This window comes from Marinobacter lipolyticus (assembly GCF_018424605.1).
Lineage (GTDB): Bacteria > Pseudomonadota > Gammaproteobacteria > Pseudomonadales > Oleiphilaceae > Marinobacter > Marinobacter lipolyticus_B.
Genome location: NZ_QTKT01000002.1, coordinates 310800 through 332498 on the forward strand (window position 1 = coordinate 310800; position 21699 = coordinate 332498).

Sequence of the window (21699 nt, forward strand, 5' to 3'; positions counted from 1 at the left end):
GGTCGGTCAATCTCATCAGGAGCGCCGTCACGGCGCAACCGTTATATTTTAGTGCGCGATATTGTAGGGAGAGGCCCCGGCTCCCGCAAGCGTCAGCCCGCTATAACCTTATTACATAGATCAATCTGGCCGAATTTACCGCTCAGACTTGCAGCAATTCCTTCATCTGGTAAAGGCGCTCCAGGGCTTCCCGCGGGGTCAGGCCATCCAGGTCGAGCTCTTTCAGGGCGGTTTCCACCGCGCTTGGCTCGGCAGTGGCGAACATGTCGCCCTGCCAAACGGGTCCATTCGCCTCATGTTCCCGCACCGCCGGTGCGGGAACATGAACAGGCGCAGCAGTCGCACTGGCTCCCTCGAGGTGGGTGAGCTGAGCCCTGGCGTTGCGAATCACGTCCTGGGGCACACCGGCCAGTTTGGCGACCTGAAGGCCGTAACTCTGGCTGGCGGGGCCATCGTGAACATTGTGCAGGAACACGATGCTGTCGTCGTGTTCGGTGGCGGTCAGGTGCACGTTTACGGCGTGCCGCAGGTCGTCCGCCAGTTGTGTGAGCTCGAAATAATGAGTGGCAAACAGGGTGTAGCAGCGAATTTCCTTCGCCAGATGCTCCGCCGTGGCCCAGGCCAGTGACAGGCCGTCAAACGTGCTGGTGCCGCGACCCACTTCGTCCATCAATACCAGGCTGTATTCGGTGGCGTTGTGGAGAATGTTGGCGGTTTCAGTCATCTCCACCATGAAGGTGGAGCGGCCGCCGGCGATGTCGTCGGAGGAGCCCATGCGAGTGAATATGCGGTCCACCGGCCCCAGGATCGCGCGGTTGGCCGGTACGAAGCTGCCGGTGTAGGCGAGCAGGGCAATCAGTGCGGCCTGGCGCATGTAGGTGGACTTACCGCCCATGTTGGGGCCGGTGATCACCAGCATGCGGCGCTGGGTGTCCATCAGCAGGTCGTTGGGCACGTACGGCTCGCTGAGCAGCTGCTCCACCACCGGGTGCCGCCCCTCTTCAATGTCAAAGCCCGGCATCTCGCTGAATTCCGGTGCGGAGAAGCGAAGGCTGGTGGCTCGCTCGGCGAAGTTGCTGAGCACGTCCAGTTCCGCCAGTGCCTGCGCCGCATCCTGCAGCGGCGCCAGTTCGGCCGCCACGGTTTCCAGTACCTCATCGTACAGGGACTTCTCCCGGGCCAGGGCACGGCTCTTGGCGCTCAGAGCCTTGTCTTCGAATTCCTTGAGCTCGGGGGTGATGAACCGTTCGGCGTTTTTCAGGGTCTGGCGGCGGATGTAGTCCACCGGCGCCTGGTCAGACTGGGCGCGGCTGATCTCGATGTAGTAACCGTGAACGCGGTTGTAACCCACTTTCAGTGTGCTGATGCCGGTGCGTTCTTTTTCCCGGGTTTCAACGTCCAGCAGATACTGGCCCGCGTTCTCGCTGATATTGCGCAGTTCGTCCAGCTCCTCGTCAAAGCCCTCGCGGATCACTCCGCCGTCCCGGATCACCACCGGCGGGTTGTCGATGATGGCGCGTTCCAGCAGGTCCGCCAGCTCCGGGTACTCGCTGATCACCGTGGCCAGCCTGACGATATGATGGGAGTTGACCGGCTTCAGGGTTTCCTGCAACTCCGGCAAGGCCGCGAAGGCGTCCCGCAGCCGTGCCAGATCCCGCGGACGAGCGGAGCGCAGGGCAACTCGCGCCAGTACCCGCTCGATATCCCCCACGGTTTTCAGCAGGTCGTGTACCGGCTCGTAATGGAAGCCCTCCAACAGTGCCGATACTGCTTGCTGGCGTTGCTGCACCACGTCCACATCCCGCAACGGGCGGTTCAGCCAGCGCCGCAGCTCGCGGCCACCCATGGCGGTGGCGGTGCGATCCATCACCCAGGCCAGGGTGTGCTGGTGACCGCCCACCAGATTGGTGTCAATTTCCAGGTTGCGGCGGCTGGTAGCGTCCAGAATCACCGCTTCTTCGCGGCGCTCACGGGTCAGCTTGCGAATGTGGGGCAGGGCCGTGCGCTGGGTTTCCTTGGCGTACTGAAGCAGGCAGCCGGCGGCACAGACGGCCAGGGTGAGCTCCTCACAGCCGAAACCGGTGAGATCCCGTACCTGCAACTGCTGGGTAATCACCCGGCGCGCGGTGTCTGACTCAAACAGCCAGGGACCCTGGCGGCGAACACCGGTGAAACCCTCCAGCAACTCCTGATACGGGAAGTCTTCGCTGATCAGGATTTCCGCAGGGCGCAGACGCTGTAATTCACCCTGCAGCGCTTCCAGGTCGTCCAGTTCGGACACCGCGAAGCGCCCGCTTGAAATATCCAGGGAGGCGAAACCAAAGCGTTCCCGCTGATTGAAAATGGACACCAGCAGGTTGTCGCGCCGGTCTTCCAGAAAGGCGTCATCGCTCAGTGTGCCCGGGGTGACGATCCTGACGACTTTCCGCTCGACCGGGCCTTTGCTGGTGGCCGGATCGCCAATCTGCTCGCAAATGGCGATGGATTGACCCGCCCGCACCAGCCGTGCAATGTAACCTTCAGCGGAGTGATAGGGAATGCCGGCCATGGGAATGGGGTTGCCCCCGGACTGCCCGCGGGCGGTGAGCGTAATGTCCATCAGCTCGGCGGCTTTTTTGGCGTCGTCGTAAAACAGCTCGTAGAAGTCCCCCATGCGGTAGAACACCAGTTCGTTGGGGTGTTCGCCCTTGATTTTGAGGTACTGCCTCATCATCGGGGTATGCTGTGAAAGGTCGGTCTGAGCTGCTGACATGAAGGCGTCCGGATCCACTGGCTTTAAACGGAGCCCCGGATTGTAAGAAAATAATGCCCCGGATGAAACGAAGGAGAGCAATATGTCGGTCACGGATCAGGATCTTGAAGAGGCAGGCGCGCAACTGGGCGATCTGCTGATGCGTCAGGGTTGGACCATTGCGACGGCCGAAAGCTGCACCGGCGGCTGGGTTGCCAAGGTGCTGACCGACCGGGCCGGCTCGTCCACTTACGTACATGGCGGATTGGTAACCTACAGCAACGAGGCCAAGCATGATCTGCTGGGGGTATCTGAAGATTATCTCGCGCAATTCGGCGCTGTCAGCGAACCGGTGGTGCGTCAGATGGTCTCCGGGACGCTGGCGGTAACCGGCGCGGACCTGGCTGTTGCCATCAGCGGCGTCGCCGGCCCCGGGGGCGGCAGTGTGGAAAAGCCCTTAGGCACGGTGTGGTTTGCCTGGGGGGGCAGCGGAGACACCACAGAGGCCAGGGTAGAGCGCTTTGAAGGCGACCGCGACGCCGTTCGCCGACAGGCCGTGCTCTATGCTTTGCGGGGTGTGAGCGAGTATGTGAAGCGATCGTGAAAACAGGGGTTGGTCTCGCCAACCGGTTATGTTTTAATACTGTTCAAATATACAGGCATGAGGTTTTGCACCGATGGAAGACAACCGCAAGAAAGCATTGAGCGCAGCACTGGGTCAGATCGAACGGCAGTTCGGCAAGGGCGCCGTGATGAAAATGGGCGACCAGCCCCGTGAAGCCATTCCTGCGGTGTCCACCGGCTCCCTTGGACTTGACGTGGCGCTGGGCATAGGTGGTCTGCCGTACGGCCGGATTGTGGAAATCTACGGTCCGGAAAGCTCCGGTAAAACCACGCTGACCCTGCAGGTGATTGCCGAAGCCCAGAAGCAGGGCAAAACCTGTGCCTTCGTTGATGCCGAGCATGCCCTTGATCCTGTATACGCCGAGAAGCTGGGTGTGAATGTCGACGAGCTGCTGGTGTCTCAGCCGGATACCGGTGAGCAGGCGCTGGAAATCGCCGACATGCTGGTGCGCTCCAACGCGGTGGACGTGATCATTGTCGATTCCGTCGCTGCGCTGACGCCGAAAGCGGAAATTGAAGGCGAGATGGGCGACAGCCACGTCGGCCTGCAGGCCCGCCTGATGTCCCAGGCCCTGCGGAAGCTGACGGGCAACGTCAAACACGCCAACTGTCTGATGGTGTTCATCAACCAGATCCGTATGAAGATCGGCGTGATGTTCGGCAGCCCGGAAACCACCACCGGTGGTAACGCCCTCAAGTTCTATTCCTCTGTGCGTCTCGACATCCGCCGGATCGGTGCGGTGAAGGACGGTGACGAAGTGGTGGGTAACGAAACCCGCGTGAAAGTGGTGAAGAACAAGGTTTCTCCGCCGTTCCGTCAGGCGGAGTTCCAGATCATGTACGGCAAAGGCATTTATCACATGGCCGAAGTGCTGGACATGGGGGTGAAGGAAGGCTTCGTGGACAAGTCCGGTGCGTGGTACGCCTACAACGGCGACAAGATTGGCCAGGGCAAGGCCAACGCCTGCAAATATCTGGAAGAGAACCTCGACATCGCCCAGGAGATTGAGGCCAAGGTTCGCGACAAGCTGATGCCGAAGCCGGTTTCCAAGAAGGAGGCAGCGGCAGCAGCGGAGGCTGAGACCGCCGAGGCGAACGGCGAGCTGCTCTAAGCAGTGTCGTCTTTAACGGTGGAGTAAAGGGCATGGGCAACAAAAAAAGACTTCTGATCGTTGCCCACGCTCCTTCTCCGAACACCCTCAAGTTGCGCGAAGCCGCAGAGCATGGCGCCAGAGACCAGGACATCGAGAACGTCGACGTTACCGTGCTGTCGCCGTTTGACGCGGGACCGGATGACGTCCTCGCCTGCGACGCCATCATTCTCGGCACCACCGAAAACCTCGGTTACATGAGCGGCGCCCTCAAAGACTTCTTTGACCGCAGTTATTACCCATGTCTTGAGCAGACCCAGGGTCTTCCTTTCGCCTACTACATCCGTGCCGGCCACGACGGCACCGGCACCCACCGAGCCATCGAAACCATCACTACCGGCCTGCGCTGGAAACGGATCCAGGAGCCGCTGATCTGCCGTGGCGACTATAAAGACGAGTTCAGGGAGCAATGCCGGGAGCTGGGGTTGTACGTTGCCGCCAGCCTGGATGCGGGCGTGTTGTAAGCGGACTGCTGGCAGGCCAGTGAATCAACTGGCAAAACGGTTGTAAAAGCCCTCGATCCTCGACAGTGCGTTGTCCACCGTTCGCGAATAACCCTTCTTGTCACAGCAGTAACTGAATCGCAGGCTGACCCGATAACCGGTCTGGAACGCCTGGCAATTCACCACCTGCGCGGCCACCCGCGACTCTGAAATGTACTTGCCGTCGAAATCCAGATACAGGCGGGCGCCGGGTTCCACCGGGCGTGGGCACAGTACCGCCATGCCGTAGCGATTCATATCCAGGCAGGTCACCGGTGTCGGTTTCTTTCCCCGCCCGAAGAAGCCACGCTCACGCAGCCTGACCTTCAGGCACATGGCAGGGTAGCGGTCCTTGATTCTGCGGTCTGCGGAATCATTCATTATCAATAGGCATCCATTGCATATCTTATGATTGTTTTTTCCGGACATCCGCCGGGAGATGAAGTTTAGTTCTGGAACAGTTGTCTGAAAAATGACCAAGGCGGAAATTGTGAGCTGGTTAACAAAAACAGGATTGTCTGACCGTCATCGATAAATCTTGGGCCGGAACGCGACATAGCGGACGGCAGATTCTACAATGACCGGCCATAAACAAAACCAGAGGCGGCTCGCCCACGTGGGGGCGAGCGCCAAGCATTCTGACCGTTACAGGACCGAACCTTGAAGTCACTGTCCCTGCACCAGCTCTACAAAGCCTGTGTTCTAAAAGATCTGCCGTTCAAGACTACCCGGCAACTGGAGCCGCTGGCGGAAATCGTCGGCCAGAACCGTGCCCAGGAAGCCGTTCGCTTTGCCCTGGCGATGCCCCACAGCGGTTACAACGTCTATGCCGTTGGCCGCAACGGCCTGGGCAAGCGCACCATGATGCTGCGCTACCTGGAGCACCATGTGGATACCGAACACAGCAGCCACGACTGGTGTTATGTGGCGGATTTTGAAGAGCCGCGAGTGCCCCGGGTGCTGCGTTTGCCGGCGGGCAAGGGCACCACGCTGAAGCAGGACATGGAAAAGCTGATGGGGCGGCTGATGAAAATCATCCCCCAGACCTTCGACAGTGACAGTTTTCTGGAGCGTTCCGAGCAGCTGAAGAACGAATACGGCAAGAAACAGGAAGACGAACTGGAGCGGGTCGCCGCCCAGGCCAGGCGCAAGAAAGTGAGTCTCACGGTGTCCACGCCGGGCGGATACCGCCTGGTTGCGATGAACGGCGACGAGCCCCACACCGCGGAATCGTTCAAGGAGCTGACCGATCAGCAACGGGACAAGTTTGAAGAGGACATCAACCGCCTTGAGAAAAAGCTGCGTCAGGCGCTGCGTAAACTGGCGGACTGGGAGCAGGAGTATGCCGAGAAACAGCAGGCGCTCAATCAGGAGACGCTGGAAGGTATTTCCGGCCACCAGCTTGATGAACTGGTGGAGAAATACAAGGACCTGCCGGAGGTCGTCAGATACATAGAGTCCGTTCGCGAGGATATGGCGGAAAGCCTGGATATTTTTCTCGAGGATAACGACGAGCAGGCGGCGATTGCCTACGCTTCCCTCGACAAGAAGATGCCCCGGCGTTATCTGGTGAACGTGCTGGTGCACCAGAAGAACGACGAGGTGCCGGTGGTGGTGGAAGACAACCCGACCTACCATAACCTGTTCGGTTACGTGGAGAATGTCACCTACAAGGGCACCGTGTTCACCGATTTCTCGTTGATCCGGCCCGGCAGCATCCATCGCGCCAATGGCGGCTATCTGCTGATGGATGCCATCAAGGTGCTTGAGCAGCCGTTTGTCTGGGACGCGCTCAAGCGGGCGTTGCGCTCAAAATCCCTCCAGATCAATTCCCTCGAGCGTGAACTGACGCTCTCTGGAACCATCTCCATCGAGCCGGAGGCGATTCCACTGGACGTCAAACTCGTGCTGTTCGGTGACCGGGAAACCTGGTTGCTGCTGCAGGACTACGATCCGGAGTTCAGTGAGCTGTTCCGGGTGACGGCGGATTTCGAGAACGAGATGTACCGCTCCGATGACAGTCAGATCCTCTACGCCAAATTTATTGCCAGCCTGGTCAGTGAAAAGAAGCTGTTGCACTGTTCCAACAAGGCCGTGGCGCGGATCATTGAGTACAGCGCGCGCATGGCAGAGCACCAGGACCGGCTGTCGCTGCACGCGGCGGATATCGCCAACCTGCTGCGGGAGTCCGATTTCTGGGCACGCCAGGCCGGTGCGAAGCTGATTCAGGATCTGCATGTGGAGCGGGCCCTGGAAAGCGCCAAATACCGCAGCAGCCGAATCCGGGACCAGTTCTACGATTCCATTCGGGATGGGTCGACGCTGGTCACCACCAGCGGGACCTGCGTGGGGCAGGTCAACGCGTTGTCCGTGCTCTCTACCGGTGGCTTCGAATTCGGTTTGTCCAATCGCATCACCGCCACCTGCTATTATGGAGATGGCGCGGTGATGGATATCGAGCGCGACGTCAAACTCGGCGGCAACATCCATTCAAAGGGTGTGATGATTCTGAGTAGCTGGCTGGCGGCTCACTTCGCCGTGAACGACCCCATGCACCTGTCGGCAAGCCTGACCTTCGAGCAGAACTACGGCGAAGTGGACGGTGACAGCGCCTCCCTTGCCGAGCTGTGCGCGCTGGTGTCTGCACTCTCGGAGTTGCCGGTGCGTCAGGATCTGGCGATTACCGGTTCGGTCAACCAGTTCGGTGAAGTGCAGCCGATCGGTGGCGTAAACGAGAAAGTTGAGGGTTTTTTCAATACCTGTCAGCTTAAAGGCGGTCTGACCGGGAGCCAGGGTGTCATTGTGCCTGTCACCAACGTCCAGAACCTGATGCTCGACAGCGAGGTGGTTCAGGCGGTGCGCAAAGGCAAGTTTGCGGTGTACGCGGTGTCCCGTGCCGAGGAAGCTATAACGTTGCTGCTGGGTAAGCCAGCCGGCAAGGCCGATGACAAGGGCCGGTACCCGAAGCAGAGTGTTTTTGGCATTATCCAGCAACGGCTTGAGAAAATGCGTGAACATGAACGCCAGGAGCACGCCCGGGACGAGCATAAAGACCCGTCGATCCACTGACCGGCAACGATAATAAAGGACAGGAGAGTTAGATCACATGACTGATATCCAGCAAACCGTTTACGTGGTAGAGGATGATGAGGCGGTACGGGATTCACTGGAACTGCTGCTGAAGTCCGATGATAAATCGGTAAAGACCTATGAAAACGCCATGGCCTTTCTGCGGGACTACTCCGAGAACATGGCCGGCTGTATCGTGCTGGATATCCGCATGCCGGGCATGGACGGCATGGAACTGCAGAAGAAGCTGAACGAAAAGCACTCCATCCTGCCGATCATCTTTGTGACCGGCCACGGCGACGTTCCCATGGCGGTAGACGCCATGAAGGAAGGCGCGGTGGACTTCATCCAGAAGCCTTATCGCGAAGAAGCGTTGCTGGAAAAAATTGAAGCGGCCCTGGCCCAGGACCGTGAGCAGCGCAAGTCGCTCGACGAGAAGCAGGAAATCATCAAGCGCATCCGCAGCCTTACCCCCCGTGAGCATGAAATCATGGATCGGATGATTGCCGGTCAGGCCAACAAGGTGATTGCCATCGAACTGGAGATCAGTCAGCGCACGGTGGAGATTCACCGGTCCCGGGTCATGCATAAAATGGGAACCCACTCGCTGGCGCACCTGGTTCGTATGGTCCTGTCCGTAAAGGACCTTATCGACGCCCGATGATTCGGCCGGCATGATACCGGTAACTTCTTAACCGGCCCTGTTTATATGACTGCAGTTGTCAGTGAGTCCGATGAGACCACGGTTCTGCTGGTGGACGACAATCCCCAGAACCTGAAAGTGCTCTATGAAACCCTGAAGGACAAAGGTTACCGCCTGCTGATCGCCAACGACGGCGAGAAGGCCCTGGATCTGGCGCACCGCCATCAACCAGAGGTCATTCTGCTGGATATCATGATGCCGGAACTGGACGGTTACCAGGTCTGTCAGCGGCTCAAGGCAGATCCCGTAACCTCCGACAGCGCCGTGGTGTTCCTGTCTGCGCTCGACGACGTGCAGGCAAAGGTCAAGGGGTTCTCCCTTGGCGGTGCCGACTATATCTCCAAGCCGTTCCAGGCGCAGGAAGTGATTGCGCGGGTAAAGACTCACGCCCGTGTCATCCGTCTTGAGCGCGAACTCCAGGCCCGCAACCGCCAGTTGGAAAACGATCAGGCCCGCATCCTGAATTCCATCAGCGAGGGTATTTACGGCCTGGACGCCGACGGCACCATCGTGTTTGCCAACCCGGCGGCGGCGCTGATCATGCGTAGCCCGGCGGAAGAACTGATCGGTCGCAACTTCTTTGAGCTGCATGTGCCCGCCCAGCAAGGCACCTCCGCGTATAAGCCCGTACAGGCCACCTGCCAGCAGGGCGTTGCCGAAAACCAGCGCGATATAGCCCTGCAACGGGTCGACGGCAGTTCGTTTCCGGCGGAGTATCGGTCAACGCCAAAGCTTGATGGTGAAACCCTCCATGGCGCTGTCGTGGTGTTCCGGGATATTACCGTGGAGCTGGAAGGTGAGCAGGAGCTGGAAGACGCACGGGCGCTTGTCCAGGAGCAGCGGGACCAGCTCGCCCATGCTTCGCGCCTGTCGACGATGGGGGAAATGGCCGCGGGCTTTGCGCACGAGGTGAACCAGCCACTGACGGCGATTACCAATTACGCCCGGGTTGCCAAGCGCATGATGGCAAAAGACACGCTGGACCGGGACCTGTTGCAGGAAACCCTCGACAAGATTGAAGCCCAGTCTCATCGCGCCAGCGAGATCATCCGCCGGATCCGTCGTTTTATGAAGAAGCCCGCGACCGGTAAGGAAGTGTTGTCGGTCCCGGCGCTGCTGGATGATACCCGTCAGTTTGCGGAAGTGGACATGCGAAATAATGAAGGCGGTATCGATCTGACGGTTGAAGACGGCGTGCAGGAGGTTCTGGCCGATCCGATCCAGGTTCAGCAGGTGGCGCTCAATCTGATTCGCAATGCGCTGGAGGCAACGCGCAGCGCCGGGTCGTCCACGCCTGTAAAGGTTGCTGCGGCGATGTGCGGGTCCGGCTGTGTGCGGATCGAGGTGCGCGATCACGGCACCGGTTTGCCCGAGGACGCGGAAGAAAAGCTGTTCCTGCCGTTTTACACCACCAAGGACGATGGCATGGGTATCGGGTTATCCATGTGCCGTTCGCTGATTCAGGCCCAGGGCGGTGATATCGGCTTTGAGCGCCCCGAGGATGGCGGCGCCTGCTTCTACTTCACCCTGCCGGTTGCCGGCGCCCCTGACAACGCCTGCGAAGCCGGTTAGCCCCAGGTCACCTCGCCGGTCAGGTGAGGTGCATCGCCTTTCGCGTTGAGCAATTGATAATCCCACCTTCCTGATCCTGTCTGCCAGTTCAGTTGTGCCGTGCCCGGTAAAAACAGCGGTTTTTTGAACTGGCATGAGACAGTGACGTTCTGTCCGCTCCAGCCCGCCTGTTGCTCAAGCTGAGCCAAGGCTTGGGCTTTACTCCACATGCCGTGGGCAATGGCCCTTGGAAAACCGAACGCCTTGGCGCTCAGGGCGTGCATGTGAATCGGATTGCGATCTCCGGAAACGCTCGCATACTGCCGGCCGATCGACTCCGGCGCGTGGATGCTCTGTGTGTTGGGAAAACGCTGCAGTTGCGGTCGCTCGGCGGAAGCGGCGGAGGCATCCGGGCGGGCCTGACGAAAGAGATTGGTGCTGGTTTCTTCCCACACCAGCGTGCCGGCGGAGCGGGCCTCGGTCACCAGATCAAACTCCAGTCCTTTCGGGCCCTCGTTCTGACCCTGCAGGCGTACCTCGATATCGACGGTCTCACCAACCCCGATGGGGCGGTGCTGGGTGATGGTGTTGCGAAGGTGTACCAACCCAAGCAAGGGCAGGGGAAACGCCTTCTCGGTCAGCAGTTTGAGGTGCAGAGGGAATGCCAGAATATGGGGCCAGGTGATGGGGACGCTGGTTTGAGGGGCAAAGCCGCATACCTTTTGATAACGTTTCAGGTTATCGTTGGCCGTACTGACGCCCACCAGGCGCGCCCCGAGATCGGGAATGACAATCCCGGTCCCGGTTTTCCGTCCCCGTGCGAACAGCGCTTTACCGTACAGTGACCAGAGGGAAGGTGGGGTGTTGTGGTACAGGGAAGGCTCCGGCATGATTTTGAAACTCCAACACATTGAAACAGTTATAGGTACTTTGGTCACCAAAAGACGGGTCGCTTACACAATCTGGTACAACTGTGCGCTTGTGGCCTGATATGCTCTAATATAAGACCATTGTCTGAAAGTCTGGCAAACCCGGCCAGGTTCAACATTGACTTGGTTCGCAGCGGCGAATGTCCGAACGGCCAAGGCGGTTTCCAAACACAACTATAAGCGGGATGTTATGCAGGAACTTCGTGACGCAGGAGTAATGTTACGTCTGATTTATGAGGCGATGAAGAAGAAGGGTATCGACACCAATGCAATATTCAGCCGTCTCGGCGTTGACGAAAATTACGTATACACCGACCAGCTGAGAACCCCCCACAGCGCCCAGCTGTATTTCTGGCAAGCGGTTGAAGATGTGTCCGGTGATCCTGATGTTGGCTTGCATCTTGGTCAGTTGCTCCCCGCCTACAAGGGCCAGGTCCTGGAATACCTGTTTCTTAGCAGTCCCACCTTCGGCGAAGGCCTCCGCCGCGCGCAGAATTATCAACGCCTGCTCAGCGACGCCGCCAACACCGATTTCTTCATTGAGGGCGATGACGCCTGCATGGTGCTCGACGCCGCCTCGGAAGAGATCAGCCGCCTCAGACATTTCAACGAGTGCTTTGTTCAGGGTCTGATCATTTTCTTCAAGTCCATCACCGACGGGCAGTTTGGTCCTTCCCGCATCGAGTTCGAGCACAACCGGGAGCATGGTCACGAACGTGTGGAAGAGGTGATGGGCTGCAAGGTGATTTTCGGCGCCGAACAGAACCGTCTGTATTTCCCCGCCAGTATGCTTGCCCACGCGTCACCCCACGCCGAGCCGGAGCTGCTCGACCTGCACGAGCGTTTCGCCAGTGAGCAGGTTGCCCGGCTTGAGAAAAAGGACATCGTGGGCCAGGTGGAGCGCATTGTCGCGGAGCTGCTCGACAGTGGCGAGGTCACCCTGGACGCGGTTGCCGAGAGACTGGGAATCAAGCCCCGTACTTTGCGCACCCGCCTGACCGAAGCGGAAACCAGCTTCAACCAGGTGCTGGCGGACTTCCGCTATCGACTGGCCCGGCAGCTGCTGGCCACCACGGACGAATCCATCGATGAAATTGTCTACCTGACCGGTTTCTCGGAACCCAGCACCTTCTATCGCGCGTTCAAACGCTGGTCGGGAATGACGCCCATCGAGTACCGCAAAACCGCACAGGGCAAGGACGCGATGGTCGATGCCATGTGAGGTGGTTGGTCATTGCGAAGATTTTTTGCGGAAAAGCGTTGACATAAACGGGGGCCTCTTTATAATGCGCCCTCGTTGTCACCAAGCAGTCAGGCCCCTGACTGTGGTGGATGGAACAGCCTGATCTTAAACGAGAAAGCAGTTCCAGTTCCTGAAGGTGGCGGCCTACGCGGAGCGGTAGTTCAGCTGGTTAGAATACCGGCCTGTCACGCCGGGGGTCGCGGGTTCGAGTCCCGTCCGCTCCGCCATTTTTTCCCCTGTTTTATTTCCCGCTTAATCTGTATTTAGTCTGCGTCAGCGGATGCCTTTGCGTGCCTGTTCTTCGTAAAACTGCTTCCTGTGCTCTCCCGGACTGATTGCGAACCATCGTCGGTATGCCTTGTGAAAAGCCGCCGGATTGGCGAAGCCCAGCAGCCAGGCAATCTCCGCCAGTGAGGTTCTGGTTTCGCGAATGTAGTCCGCTGCCAGGTCTTGTCGTGTTTGATCCACCAGCTCGCGAAACCCCGTGTTTTCCTCCGCCAGTTGACGTTGCAGGGTCCAGGGCGCCGTGCCCAGGCGGGTTGCAACGGTTTCCAGTGTCGGTGTCGCCCCCTGCAGCAACGGCGTTAGCAGATCCCTGACCCGATCGCCCGTGGTCCATCCCTGTCGAATTCTCTGCAGCGACTCTTCACACTGTCGGGTCAGGGCCGCGTACATGGCGTTCTGCGCCTGAAGCGATGGCAAGGCCCCTGCGCCCGCTGCCAGCGTGAGGCCATTGCCGCGGGCGCCGAACTGCACCGGGCAGCCAAACCAGTCCTCGAACACGTGGTCCAGGCCGATGGAGGGGTATTCAATGCTGACTTTCTCAAGCACATCGTGGCGACCGCTGATCAAGCGCAGGAAGCTGGTCCAGGCGGCGAGCACCGAGTCCACCACGAAATAATTGAAGACGTTGTAGGGACGAATGGAATAGAAGTGCGCCTGTCGGCCCTGCTCCGAAGTGCTGGCCGCTCCCCGGCTGTTGCGACTGGTCAGCAGGCTGTAACGGATCAGGGTGGCTAGCGCTTCGGCCGTTGTCGGCGCACATTGGGCGGCCAACCCGGCGATGCCGGCATCGACGGGGCGTGTCAGTTCGCCCATGCGCAGACCAATAGCCCGGTCGCCGGTAAGCTCAATGGCGGCATGCCCCAGCCGCATGAACCGGGGGATGCTGATGCGCGCATCCGGCGATGTCAGGGTTTCCCGGGTCAGTCCGAATCGCTCCATCAAGGGTGAGGGATCATGACCTGCCGCGCTCACTGCCCTCATCAGCACGGTTATGTAGAGCACGCTGATATCGCCAAGGGAGTTGCGCTGCCTGCCCGGGCGCGGTTCGACTGAAGCTTCCATCAAATGCCTTTGTCTTACATGTTGTTCAGGGATAATAAAATGTAGTTCACGGATATTGTTCAATGCAAGCAGCATGGGTACTTTAGAGCCATCAAAAAGACCGGTGTTCATTAAATGACCGGCCCGTGAGTTCCCTGAGGAGAGAGACAATGACCGCAGCACCGACACCCGGCGTAAGCAAGTACCCCAATCTTCTGGAGCCCCTTGATCTTGGCTTCACCCGCCTGCGCAACCGGACCCTGATGGGTTCCATGCACACCGGTCTGGAAGAGGCCAAGAATGGTTTTGACCGGCTGGCGGCGTTCTACGCCGAGCGCGCCCGTGGCGGCGCCGGACTGATTGTGACCGGTGGTATCGCGCCTAACGAAGAAGGCGGCGTTTTTCAGCATGCGGCGAAAATGACCACCGAGGAGGAGTCCGATCGTCATAAGGTGATCACTCAGGCGGTGCACGAGGCCGATGGCAAGATCTGCATGCAGATCCTGCACGCCGGTCGCTACGCTTATTCGCCGGCCCTGGTGGCGCCGTCCGCGATCCAGGCACCGATCAACCCGTTCAAACCGAACGAGCTGGATGAGGCGGGTATCGAGAAGCAGATTCAGGCCTATGTCGATTGTGCAGCGCTGGCCCAGCGGGCCGGCTATGACGGCGTGGAAATCATGGGCTCCGAAGGTTATTTCATTAACCAGTTCATTGTTTCCCACACCAACCATCGCACCGACCGTTGGGGCGGCAGTTACGAAAACCGCATCCGGCTGCCCCTCGAGATTGTGCGTCGCGTCCGTGAGCGGGTCGGTGAAAACTTTATTCTGGTCTACCGCTTGTCCATGCTGGATCTCATCGAGGATGGCAGCACCTGGGACGAGGTCGTGCACCTGGCCAAAGAAATCGAGAAAGCCGGCGCCACCATTATCAATACCGGTATCGGCTGGCACGAGGCCCGGGTGCCCACCATTGCCACCTCCGTGCCTCGCGGCGCCTTCAGCAAGGTGACGGCGCGGCTCAAGGGCGAGGTGTCGATTCCTCTGGTTACCACCAACCGCATCAACATGCCGGATGTGGCTGAAAAAATTCTGGCGGATGGCGATGCCGACATGGTGTCCATGGCGCGCCCGTTCCTCGCCGATGCTGACCTGGTCAACAAGGCCGCGGAAGACCGCGCTGATGAAATCAACACCTGCATTGGCTGCAATCAGGCCTGCCTGGATCACACCTTCAGCGGCAAGTTGACGTCCTGCCTGGTGAACCCTCGTGCCTGTCACGAAACCGAGCTGACCTACGTTAAAACCGCCTCGCCCAAGGCCATTGCGGTGGTGGGTGCCGGTCCGGCGGGCCTGGCCTTTGCGACCGTCGCCGCCGAGCGCGGTCACAAGGTGACGGTGTTTGACGCCGGGTCTGAAATCGGTGGCCAGTTCAACGTTGCCAAACGGATCCCGGGCAAGGAAGAATTCTACGAAACCCTGCGCTATTTCCGGGTAATGCTCGACAAGCACGGCGTGGATGTTCGTCTTAACACCCGGGTGGATGTCGAGGCACTGAAGAGTGGCGGCTTTGACGAGGTTGTGCTGGCGACCGGCGTGGAGCCGCGCATTCCGGACATCGGGGGCGTGGATCATCCCAAGGTGATCGGGTATCTCGACGCGCTGCTCGAGCGCAAGCCGGTGGGTCAGCGTGTGGCGGTGATCGGGGCCGGCGGCATCGGCTTCGACGTGTCCGAATTCATCGTGCATAAGGGCACGTCCGCCGCGCTGGACGCCGAGCATTTCATGAGGGAGTGGGGCGTTGATCTCAGCGTTGAACACCGTGGCGGCATTCAGGGTGTGACGCCGGAAGTGCCGGAGCCTGCCCGTGAAGTGTATCTGCTGCAGCGCAAGGCCTCGAAGGTGGGCAAGAACCTGGGTAAGACCACGGGCTGGATTCACCGTACCTCGCTGAAGAACCGACAGGTACAGATGGTTCCGGGCGTCACCTATCGCAAGATCGACGATCAGGGCCTGCACATCACGGTGACGCCGAAGGGGGCGGAGCAGGGTGAAGACAAGCTGCTGCCGGTGGATACCATCATTCTTTGTGCTGGCCAGGAGCCGTTACGGGAACTGCAGCAGGGGCTGGAGTCGGCCGGGCTTGCGGTGCATCTGATCGGCGGTGCCGACGTGGCGGCCGAACTGGATGCCAAGCGTGCCATCGACCAGGGTTGCCGTCTCGCTGCAGAGATCTAATCACAAAACGTTTCAGTTTTTCGCTGTTCCCCGCCGCCAGTCTGGCTAGACTATGATGGATGAGTCAGTCAGAACGGCGCCTTGCCCCGGCTAGAAGTCAGTCGGGGCAAGGCGTCGCTCAACATTCAATGGAATACCCAGGGGTGTTTGAGGTGTTGATGTCAGGTTTGAACAAGCGGGGAGTCAACAATGGTGTCTGCCGACCAGGCAAGTGATGGTTATGCGGCGGTGTTCTTCATGGATGGCGGCAATGTATCGCGGCAGATGCGTGCGACCGAGTTTGGCGCCTTTCTGGACGGTTACGTAGGCCTCTCCGACCTTGCCGAGACCGACGTCCGCGCCGCGCTGGTAGAGCTGGGCGATGATCTTCTGGTGCGGGCGCTGGTGTTCTTCCGCATTTATTTTGATGAGGAAGGGCGGGCCGACAGCCACTGGAACATTCCCATTGAAAAGCTTGCCCGGCAGGGAGCCAAGGGGCCGGACATGGGGGCCGGCCCTATTCGCCTGGTGTGTCGCAGCCAATGTCCGGACCCTGCCATTGCGCAAGAGCTCTGGGACCCGGATATGACCCCCGGAAGCAATACCTTTCAATCGATCCGCAAGGCCGTCGACGGCAACAGCCTCAAGTTTCGCAAGATCGAGCCCGCGCAGGACGAAAACATTCCCACACTGGCGGCCGAGCCGGTTCAGACCGAGAATGCGGCGGCGTCCGCGGACCGCGTCCGGCTGGCTCAGCTCATACGCGAGCAGCGGCTTCGTATCAAAACCCTGCAGAGTGTTCATCGCGATTCCCTGTCCGATATCCAGCGAGAACACCGGCTGGAGATGCAGACCCTTCGCAACGAGTTGTCGGCGCTCGAACAGAAGTTCGAGCGTCAGCGCCTGAGTAACGAGCAGCTGAAGAGTCGGCTGGCCGAGCGGAACGAGCAGTACCTCACCATGCAGGAGCAGATTGCCCGCAACGGCGAGCAGGACGTCCGCCAGGATGCCCATTCCGATGCGGAAATGGTGCTGGTTCGCGAGCAGCTGGAACGCAAGCAGCGGGAGTTGGAGTTGCGGGATGACAAGATCGTCGCCCTGGAGCAGGAGAATTACGATCTGCGCCACCAGGAGCCGGTGGAAAATTCCGTGATGGAGCATCTCAAGCAGCAATCGGTGTTTCTGGTGGCCTACCACGCCGGGGTGGGACACCTGACCTTGCCCTACGATGATATCGAAGACTACTTTCGCAACCCGGTGGCCTACGCAGCGGAGCGTTGCGGCCTGAATGAGCCGGCCTATCTGGAGTGGCTTGAGCATTACGAGAATCCTGTTTGCCTCCATCAGGACGGCAATGGCGACCCTTGCGGCGAACCCGTCATGCGGGTCAGTCAGCCGGGGGATTTCCAGGCGGGCACCGATGACCGGTGTGAAAAACATCGGGAACCGGCTACCGCGTGAGTTGTTCCTGATCCTCAACGGCTTCTTTTTTCAGATTCCGGGTAACTTTCGTTAAACTGTGCGGGAAGGTCGCCGCCGCCCTGCCGGCCCGGCTCCATTCCCGACACCACAGGAAGTTACATGGACCAATTCAGGAATATCGGCGTTATTGGCCGTATGGGCAGCGTCAAGGTGGTCGAATCCCTGCGCCAGCTCAAGCAGTATCTGGTCAATCATCACTACCATGTGATCATCGAGGAAGACACGGCCAGCATGCTCCCTGGTCACGGTTTGCAGGTGGCCAGCAAGAAGTTGCTGGGCGAGATCTGTGACCTGGTGATCGTAGTGGGGGGCGACGGCAGCTTGCTGGGGGCGGCGCGGGAACTGGCCAAATCCAAGATTCCGCTGTTGGGTGTTAACCGTGGCCGGCTGGGTTTTCTGACGGACATTTCCCCGTCTGATCTGGAAGAGCGTCTGGGCAAGGTGCTGCAGGGTGAGTATATCGAGGAGACCCGTTTCCTGCTCGATGGCAATGTCGAACGTAATGGTCAGCCCCTGGGCTTTGGCACGGCCCTCAACGACGTGGTGCTGCACCCCGGTAAATCCACCCGAATGATCGGCTTTGACCTGTTTATTGATGGTCATTTTGTATACAGTCAGCGCTCGGATGGTCTGATCGTGTCCACACCCACTGGCTCCACCGCCTACTCGTTGTCGGCGGGCGGGCCGATCATGCACCCCAAGCTGGACGCCGTTGTGTTGGTGCCAATGTTTCCCCACACCCTCAGTAGCCGGCCGATTGTTGTGGATGGCAAGAGTGAAATCAAACTGGTGATTGGCGAAACCAACGAAACCTATCCCCAGATCAGTTTTGACGGGCAGATGAACATTGCCTGCGCCCCCGGTGACATCATTCGCATCACCAAGAAGCCGTTCAAGATTCGCCTTATTCACCCGGTGGATCACAATTTTTACGCCACATGCCGCGATAAGCTGGGCTGGGCCAGTGAGATCGCAGCGAGTTGAGCATGTCAGGACACGTAAGCACCGCAAGTCGCGGTTATGACATTATTGGTGATATCCATGGGTGCGCCCACACACTGACCCGCTTGCTGGATCAGATGGGGTATCGAAAGATTAACGGTGTTTACCAGCACCCCAGCCGCCAGGCTATTTTCATTGGCGATATCATCGATCGCGGCCCGCGAATCCGTGAGGCCCTGCACCTGGTGCGCGACATGGTTGAGCATGGCGCAGCGCGCATTGTCATGGGCAACCATGAGTACAACGCTCTGGGTTACTGCACCCGGGCCCGCCCCGGCAGTGGCAGGAAGTGGCTGCGGGAGCACAACGCCCGCCACGACCGGCTGATCCGCGAAACCCTGGAGCAATTCGAACGCTATCCCCACGAGTGGAATGACTTCCTCGAATGGTTTTACACCATTCCTCTGTTTATTGAAGACGACGGATTCCGGGTGGTACACGCGTGCTGGGACGGTGATCTGATCGAAAAATTCAGACAGTCCCAGGGCGGCGCCTGCATTGATGAAGACTTCCTGCATGCATCCTCGGCTATTGAGTCATTCGCCGGTCAGGTCATGGACACGCTGTTGCGGGGCACCGACCTGCGCCTGCCGGAAGGGGTGAAGATCACCGGCAAGGACGGCTATGTACGTGAGTTTTTCCGTACCAAGTTCTGGGCCGACAATCCGCAGACCTATGCCGATGTGGTGTTTCAGCCGGACCCGTTGCCGCCAGAGGTGGCGTGCCGGGAATTGACCGACGCCGAGCGTCGGCAGCTGATTACCTACCCCTTGAGTGAACCGCCGGTTTTCGTGGGCCATTACTGGATGGACAGCAGCCCGGCGCCGCTCAAGCCCAACGTCGCCTGTATTGATTACAGTGCCGTTAAATATGGCAGGCTGGTGGCCTATCGCATGGATGGCGAGCGTACCTTGTCCAAAGACAAATTTGTGTGGGTGGATGTGGAGCGTCCGGAGCAGCCGGATTATCCAACCAGCGAAGACAGCGTGGCGAGGTAGCCGGTGTATCGAGTCAAACAGCTTGACGTCAGCGTGGATCTGGCGGGCTTCAGCCGCTGGCTGCGGGAACAGAATGTGGGGCACCGGATTACCGAAGAAGGTGGGTTCCAGGTGTTGTGGCTGGAAAATCCCGATCACGCCGGGCCTGTGCTGGAGGCGCTGGAGCGCTTCCTTACCGAGCCTGACGTGCAGCAAGCGGTGAATACCACCAGCCGGTCACCGGTGTTCGTGGGCGGGCGCTGGCAACCCTCGCCCCGCCACGCGCCCTTGGTGCTCGCCATCATCCTGCTGGCGGCGCTGGTGGCCTGGGTGACCGGTATGGGCACGAATCAGGCCTCCACTGTGATGATGATGGTGGACCCACAGAACTTTACCTGGAATACCCTGTCAGCCAGAGTGGAAGCCCTGCGTGACACGCTGGCGGCTGGCCAGGTCTGGCGTCTGATCACACCGGATTTCCTGCATTTCAGCTGGACCCATATCATTTTTAACTCGGTCATGCTCTGGTTTCTGGGTAGCCAGGTCGAATGGTTTGACGGCAAGCCGCGACTGGTCGGGCTGTTTCTGTTTACCAGTCTGGTGTCCAATGGCTTGCAGTATTTTGTCTCCGGGCCCTTGTTCGGCGGTCTGTCGGGAGTAGTGTACGGTATCCTCGGCTATTGCTGGCTGAGCCAGCGGCGAGTGCCGAGATTTCAGTTTCCGCCGGCGCTGGTGACGTTCGCGGTGGTCTGGATGGTGATCGGCTTTACCCCGCTGCCGGAGATGCTCGGGCTCGGCCGGATGGCCAATGAGGCGCACCTGGGCGGTTTTATCGCCGGGCTGGCGCTGGCGGTGGCGCTCCCGGCCCGCCGGGTGGAGCGATCGTAGCGGCAAAAAAAAACCCCGCCAAACGGCGGGGCATTAAAAGAGCTTATAGCTCCTGATGAGAGAGACCAAATGAATACGACCTTCGTCATTTGGTGAGTGAATGATAATCGTTATCATTTTTATCTGTCAACCCTTTGCAGGTGATTTTTCGCGACTATGCGCAGGAGACCACGATGACGTACGAAGAGCTGATCGAGCGGTTGGATCCCACGGTGTATGCCAACCTGCGGCGGTCCATTGAGCTGGGAAAATGGCCCGACGGCCGCCGCCTGTCGCCAGAGCAGCGGGAGATCTGCCTGGAGGCGGTGATTTATTACGAGAATCGGCACAACATTCCCGAAACAGAACGGGTAGGCTACCTGGATCGCGGCAGTAAGGCCGGCACCGCCTGCGACCCGTCGGTTAAGCAGTCCGCCGGGCAGAACGTCGACCCCTCCCAGTTTGTCGAGGTCAAGTCTTGAGCTCACTGGTTGATGTCAGTGGCCGGCTGCGCAAGATGCCAGCGGAAGCCGGCACGCCGGTTGAATATGTGATTCGCGTCGGTGATACCCGCATACCGCTCAATGATATGATCGGTCATCCGATACAGATTGATTACGACGGGGTTATCCGCTGTATTCACTGCGACCGGACGACCAAGAAAAGTTTCAGTCAGGGCTACTGCTATCCGTGCTTCCGAAAACTGGCGGCGTGTGACAGTTGCATCATGAGCCCGGAGAAATGCCATTACCATGAGGGTACCTGCCGCGAACCGGAGTGGGGGGAAACCCACTGCATGGTCGAGCATGTGGTCTATCTGGCCAATTCGTCGGGGCTGAAAGTGGGTATTACCCGCGGCTCCCAGGTGCCAACCCGCTGGATTGATCAGGGCGCAGTCGAGGCGATTCCGATGATGCGGGTGTCCACCCGACAGCTGGCCGGATTCGTCGAAGTTGCCTGCAAACAGCACGTGTCGGATCGCACCAACTGGCGGGCGATGCTGAAGGGCGATGTGCCGGCGATGGATCTGGTGGCCGAGCGTGAGCGCCTGCTGGTGCTGATCGCCGACGATCTGGCGGAACTGCGGGCGGCCCACGGGGCGGATGCCCTTCGGGTCGTTGACGAGCAGGGCCTTGGGCTCAGTTACCCGGTGCAGGTCTGGCCGCAAAAGGTCAAAACCCATAATCTGGACAAGTCGCCCTCGGCGGAGGGCGTGCTCGAGGGAATTAAGGGGCAGTATCTTATGCTCGATACCGGGGTGATCAATATCCGGAAGTACACCGGGTATGATGTCCGCTTCCGGGTCTTCCCCAAACCCTGAGGCCCTCCCTGACAGACAGGGG

General features: G+C 59.4%; 18 protein-coding genes and 1 tRNA gene. 15 read left to right on the forward strand and 4 right to left on the reverse strand.

Annotated features, from left to right (window positions below; all coding sequences use genetic code 11):
* Positions 1–142: 142 nt before the first annotated feature.
* A complete protein-coding gene (gene mutS / locus DYI22_RS03885; protein ID WP_213476723.1) occupies positions 143–2752 on the reverse strand; it encodes a DNA mismatch repair protein MutS in 2610 nt (869 codons plus the stop codon).
* A gap of 82 nt (positions 2753–2834) precedes the next feature.
* Here mutS and DYI22_RS03890 point away from each other — a divergent pair, with 82 nt between their 5' ends.
* From DYI22_RS03890 to DYI22_RS03900, 3 genes are all read left to right on the forward strand, one after another.
* Positions 2835–3335 (forward strand): CinA family protein, encoded by a 501-nt coding sequence (locus DYI22_RS03890; RefSeq protein ID WP_213476724.1) that lies wholly within the window; start codon positions 2835–2837, stop codon positions 3333–3335.
* Between the two features lie 73 nt (positions 3336–3408).
* Positions 3409–4467: a recombinase RecA gene (gene recA / locus DYI22_RS03895; RefSeq protein ID WP_213476725.1), complete on the forward strand. Its 1059-nt coding sequence runs from the start codon at positions 3409–3411 to the stop codon at positions 4465–4467.
* Between the two features lie 32 nt (positions 4468–4499).
* Complete coding sequence (locus DYI22_RS03900; RefSeq protein ID WP_213476726.1) at positions 4500–4970, forward strand: flavodoxin family protein; 471 nt, start codon at positions 4500–4502, stop codon at positions 4968–4970.
* A 24-nt stretch (positions 4971–4994) separates the two neighbouring features.
* Here the strand turns inward: DYI22_RS03900 and DYI22_RS03905 are convergent, their stop codons facing one another.
* Positions 4995–5369, reverse strand: coding sequence for a PilZ domain-containing protein (locus DYI22_RS03905; protein WP_228300771.1), 375 nt, complete (start codon positions 5367–5369; stop codon positions 4995–4997).
* Positions 5370–5648: 279 nt separating this feature from the next.
* Here DYI22_RS03905 and DYI22_RS03910 point away from each other — a divergent pair, with 279 nt between their 5' ends.
* From DYI22_RS03910 to DYI22_RS03920, 3 genes are read left to right on the forward strand one after another with little or no spacing between them, the layout of a single operon-like run.
* Complete coding sequence (locus DYI22_RS03910) at positions 5649–8057, forward strand: Lon protease family protein (RefSeq protein ID WP_213476727.1); 2409 nt, start codon at positions 5649–5651, stop codon at positions 8055–8057.
* A 37-nt stretch (positions 8058–8094) separates the two neighbouring features.
* Complete coding sequence (fixJ, locus tag DYI22_RS03915; protein WP_213476728.1) at positions 8095–8721, forward strand: response regulator FixJ; 627 nt, start codon at positions 8095–8097, stop codon at positions 8719–8721.
* Positions 8722–8766: 45 nt separating this feature from the next.
* Positions 8767–10332 carry a response regulator gene (locus DYI22_RS03920; protein ID WP_213476729.1) on the forward strand — a complete coding sequence of 522 codons (1566 nt, stop codon included), beginning with the start codon at positions 8767–8769 and terminating at the stop codon, positions 10330–10332.
* On the opposite strand, the gene DYI22_RS03925 is transcribed toward DYI22_RS03920, so the two are convergent.
* A complete protein-coding gene (locus DYI22_RS03925; RefSeq protein WP_213476730.1) occupies positions 10329–11201 on the reverse strand; it encodes a MaoC family dehydratase in 873 nt (290 codons plus the stop codon). The genes DYI22_RS03920 and DYI22_RS03925 overlap by 4 nt on opposite strands.
* Positions 11202–11457: 256 nt before the next feature.
* On the opposite strand from DYI22_RS03925, the gene DYI22_RS03930 reads away from it, so the two are divergent.
* Together DYI22_RS03930 and DYI22_RS03935 are read left to right on the forward strand one after the other, a co-directional pair.
* Positions 11458–12462, forward strand: a complete 1005-nt coding sequence (locus DYI22_RS03930; protein WP_266099162.1) for an AraC family transcriptional regulator — start codon at positions 11458–11460, stop codon at positions 12460–12462.
* A 171-nt stretch (positions 12463–12633) separates the two neighbouring features.
* Positions 12634–12710: transfer RNA gene (locus tag DYI22_RS03935), tRNA-Asp, on the forward strand.
* Between the two features lie 46 nt (positions 12711–12756).
* Here DYI22_RS03935 and DYI22_RS03940 read toward each other — a convergent pair.
* Entirely contained in the window at positions 12757–13830 is a 1074-nt protein-coding gene (locus tag DYI22_RS03940; protein WP_213476732.1) for an AraC family transcriptional regulator, read from the reverse strand.
* Positions 13831–13979: 149 nt separating this feature from the next.
* Here DYI22_RS03940 and DYI22_RS03945 point away from each other — a divergent pair, with 149 nt between their 5' ends.
* The 7 genes from DYI22_RS03945 (at position 13980) to DYI22_RS03975 (ending at position 21677) form a co-directional block, all read left to right on the forward strand.
* Positions 13980–16049 (forward strand): FAD-dependent oxidoreductase, encoded by a 2070-nt coding sequence (locus DYI22_RS03945; protein ID WP_213476733.1) that lies wholly within the window; start codon positions 13980–13982, stop codon positions 16047–16049.
* Positions 16050–16238: 189 nt separating this feature from the next.
* On the forward strand, positions 16239–17489 hold the full coding sequence (locus DYI22_RS03950; protein ID WP_213476734.1) for a DNA repair protein: 1251 nt from the start codon (positions 16239–16241) through the stop codon (positions 17487–17489).
* A gap of 120 nt (positions 17490–17609) precedes the next feature.
* On the forward strand, positions 17610–18494 hold the full coding sequence (locus DYI22_RS03955; protein ID WP_213476735.1) for an NAD(+) kinase: 885 nt from the start codon (positions 17610–17612) through the stop codon (positions 18492–18494).
* 2 nt (positions 18495–18496) lie between these two features.
* Positions 18497–19510 carry a metallophosphoesterase gene (locus tag DYI22_RS03960; RefSeq protein ID WP_213476736.1) on the forward strand — a complete coding sequence of 338 codons (1014 nt, stop codon included), beginning with the start codon at positions 18497–18499 and terminating at the stop codon, positions 19508–19510.
* 3 nt (positions 19511–19513) lie between these two features.
* Positions 19514–20377 carry a rhomboid family intramembrane serine protease gene (locus tag DYI22_RS03965; protein ID WP_213476737.1) on the forward strand — a complete coding sequence of 288 codons (864 nt, stop codon included), beginning with the start codon at positions 19514–19516 and terminating at the stop codon, positions 20375–20377.
* A gap of 173 nt (positions 20378–20550) precedes the next feature.
* Entirely contained in the window at positions 20551–20838 is a 288-nt protein-coding gene (locus tag DYI22_RS03970; protein WP_213476738.1) for a YeaC family protein, read from the forward strand.
* Positions 20835–21677, forward strand: a complete 843-nt coding sequence (locus DYI22_RS03975; RefSeq protein ID WP_213476739.1) for a DUF2797 domain-containing protein — start codon at positions 20835–20837, stop codon at positions 21675–21677. The genes DYI22_RS03970 and DYI22_RS03975 overlap by 4 nt, the downstream gene beginning before the upstream one ends.
* The last annotated feature ends 22 nt before the right edge of the window (positions 21678–21699 follow it).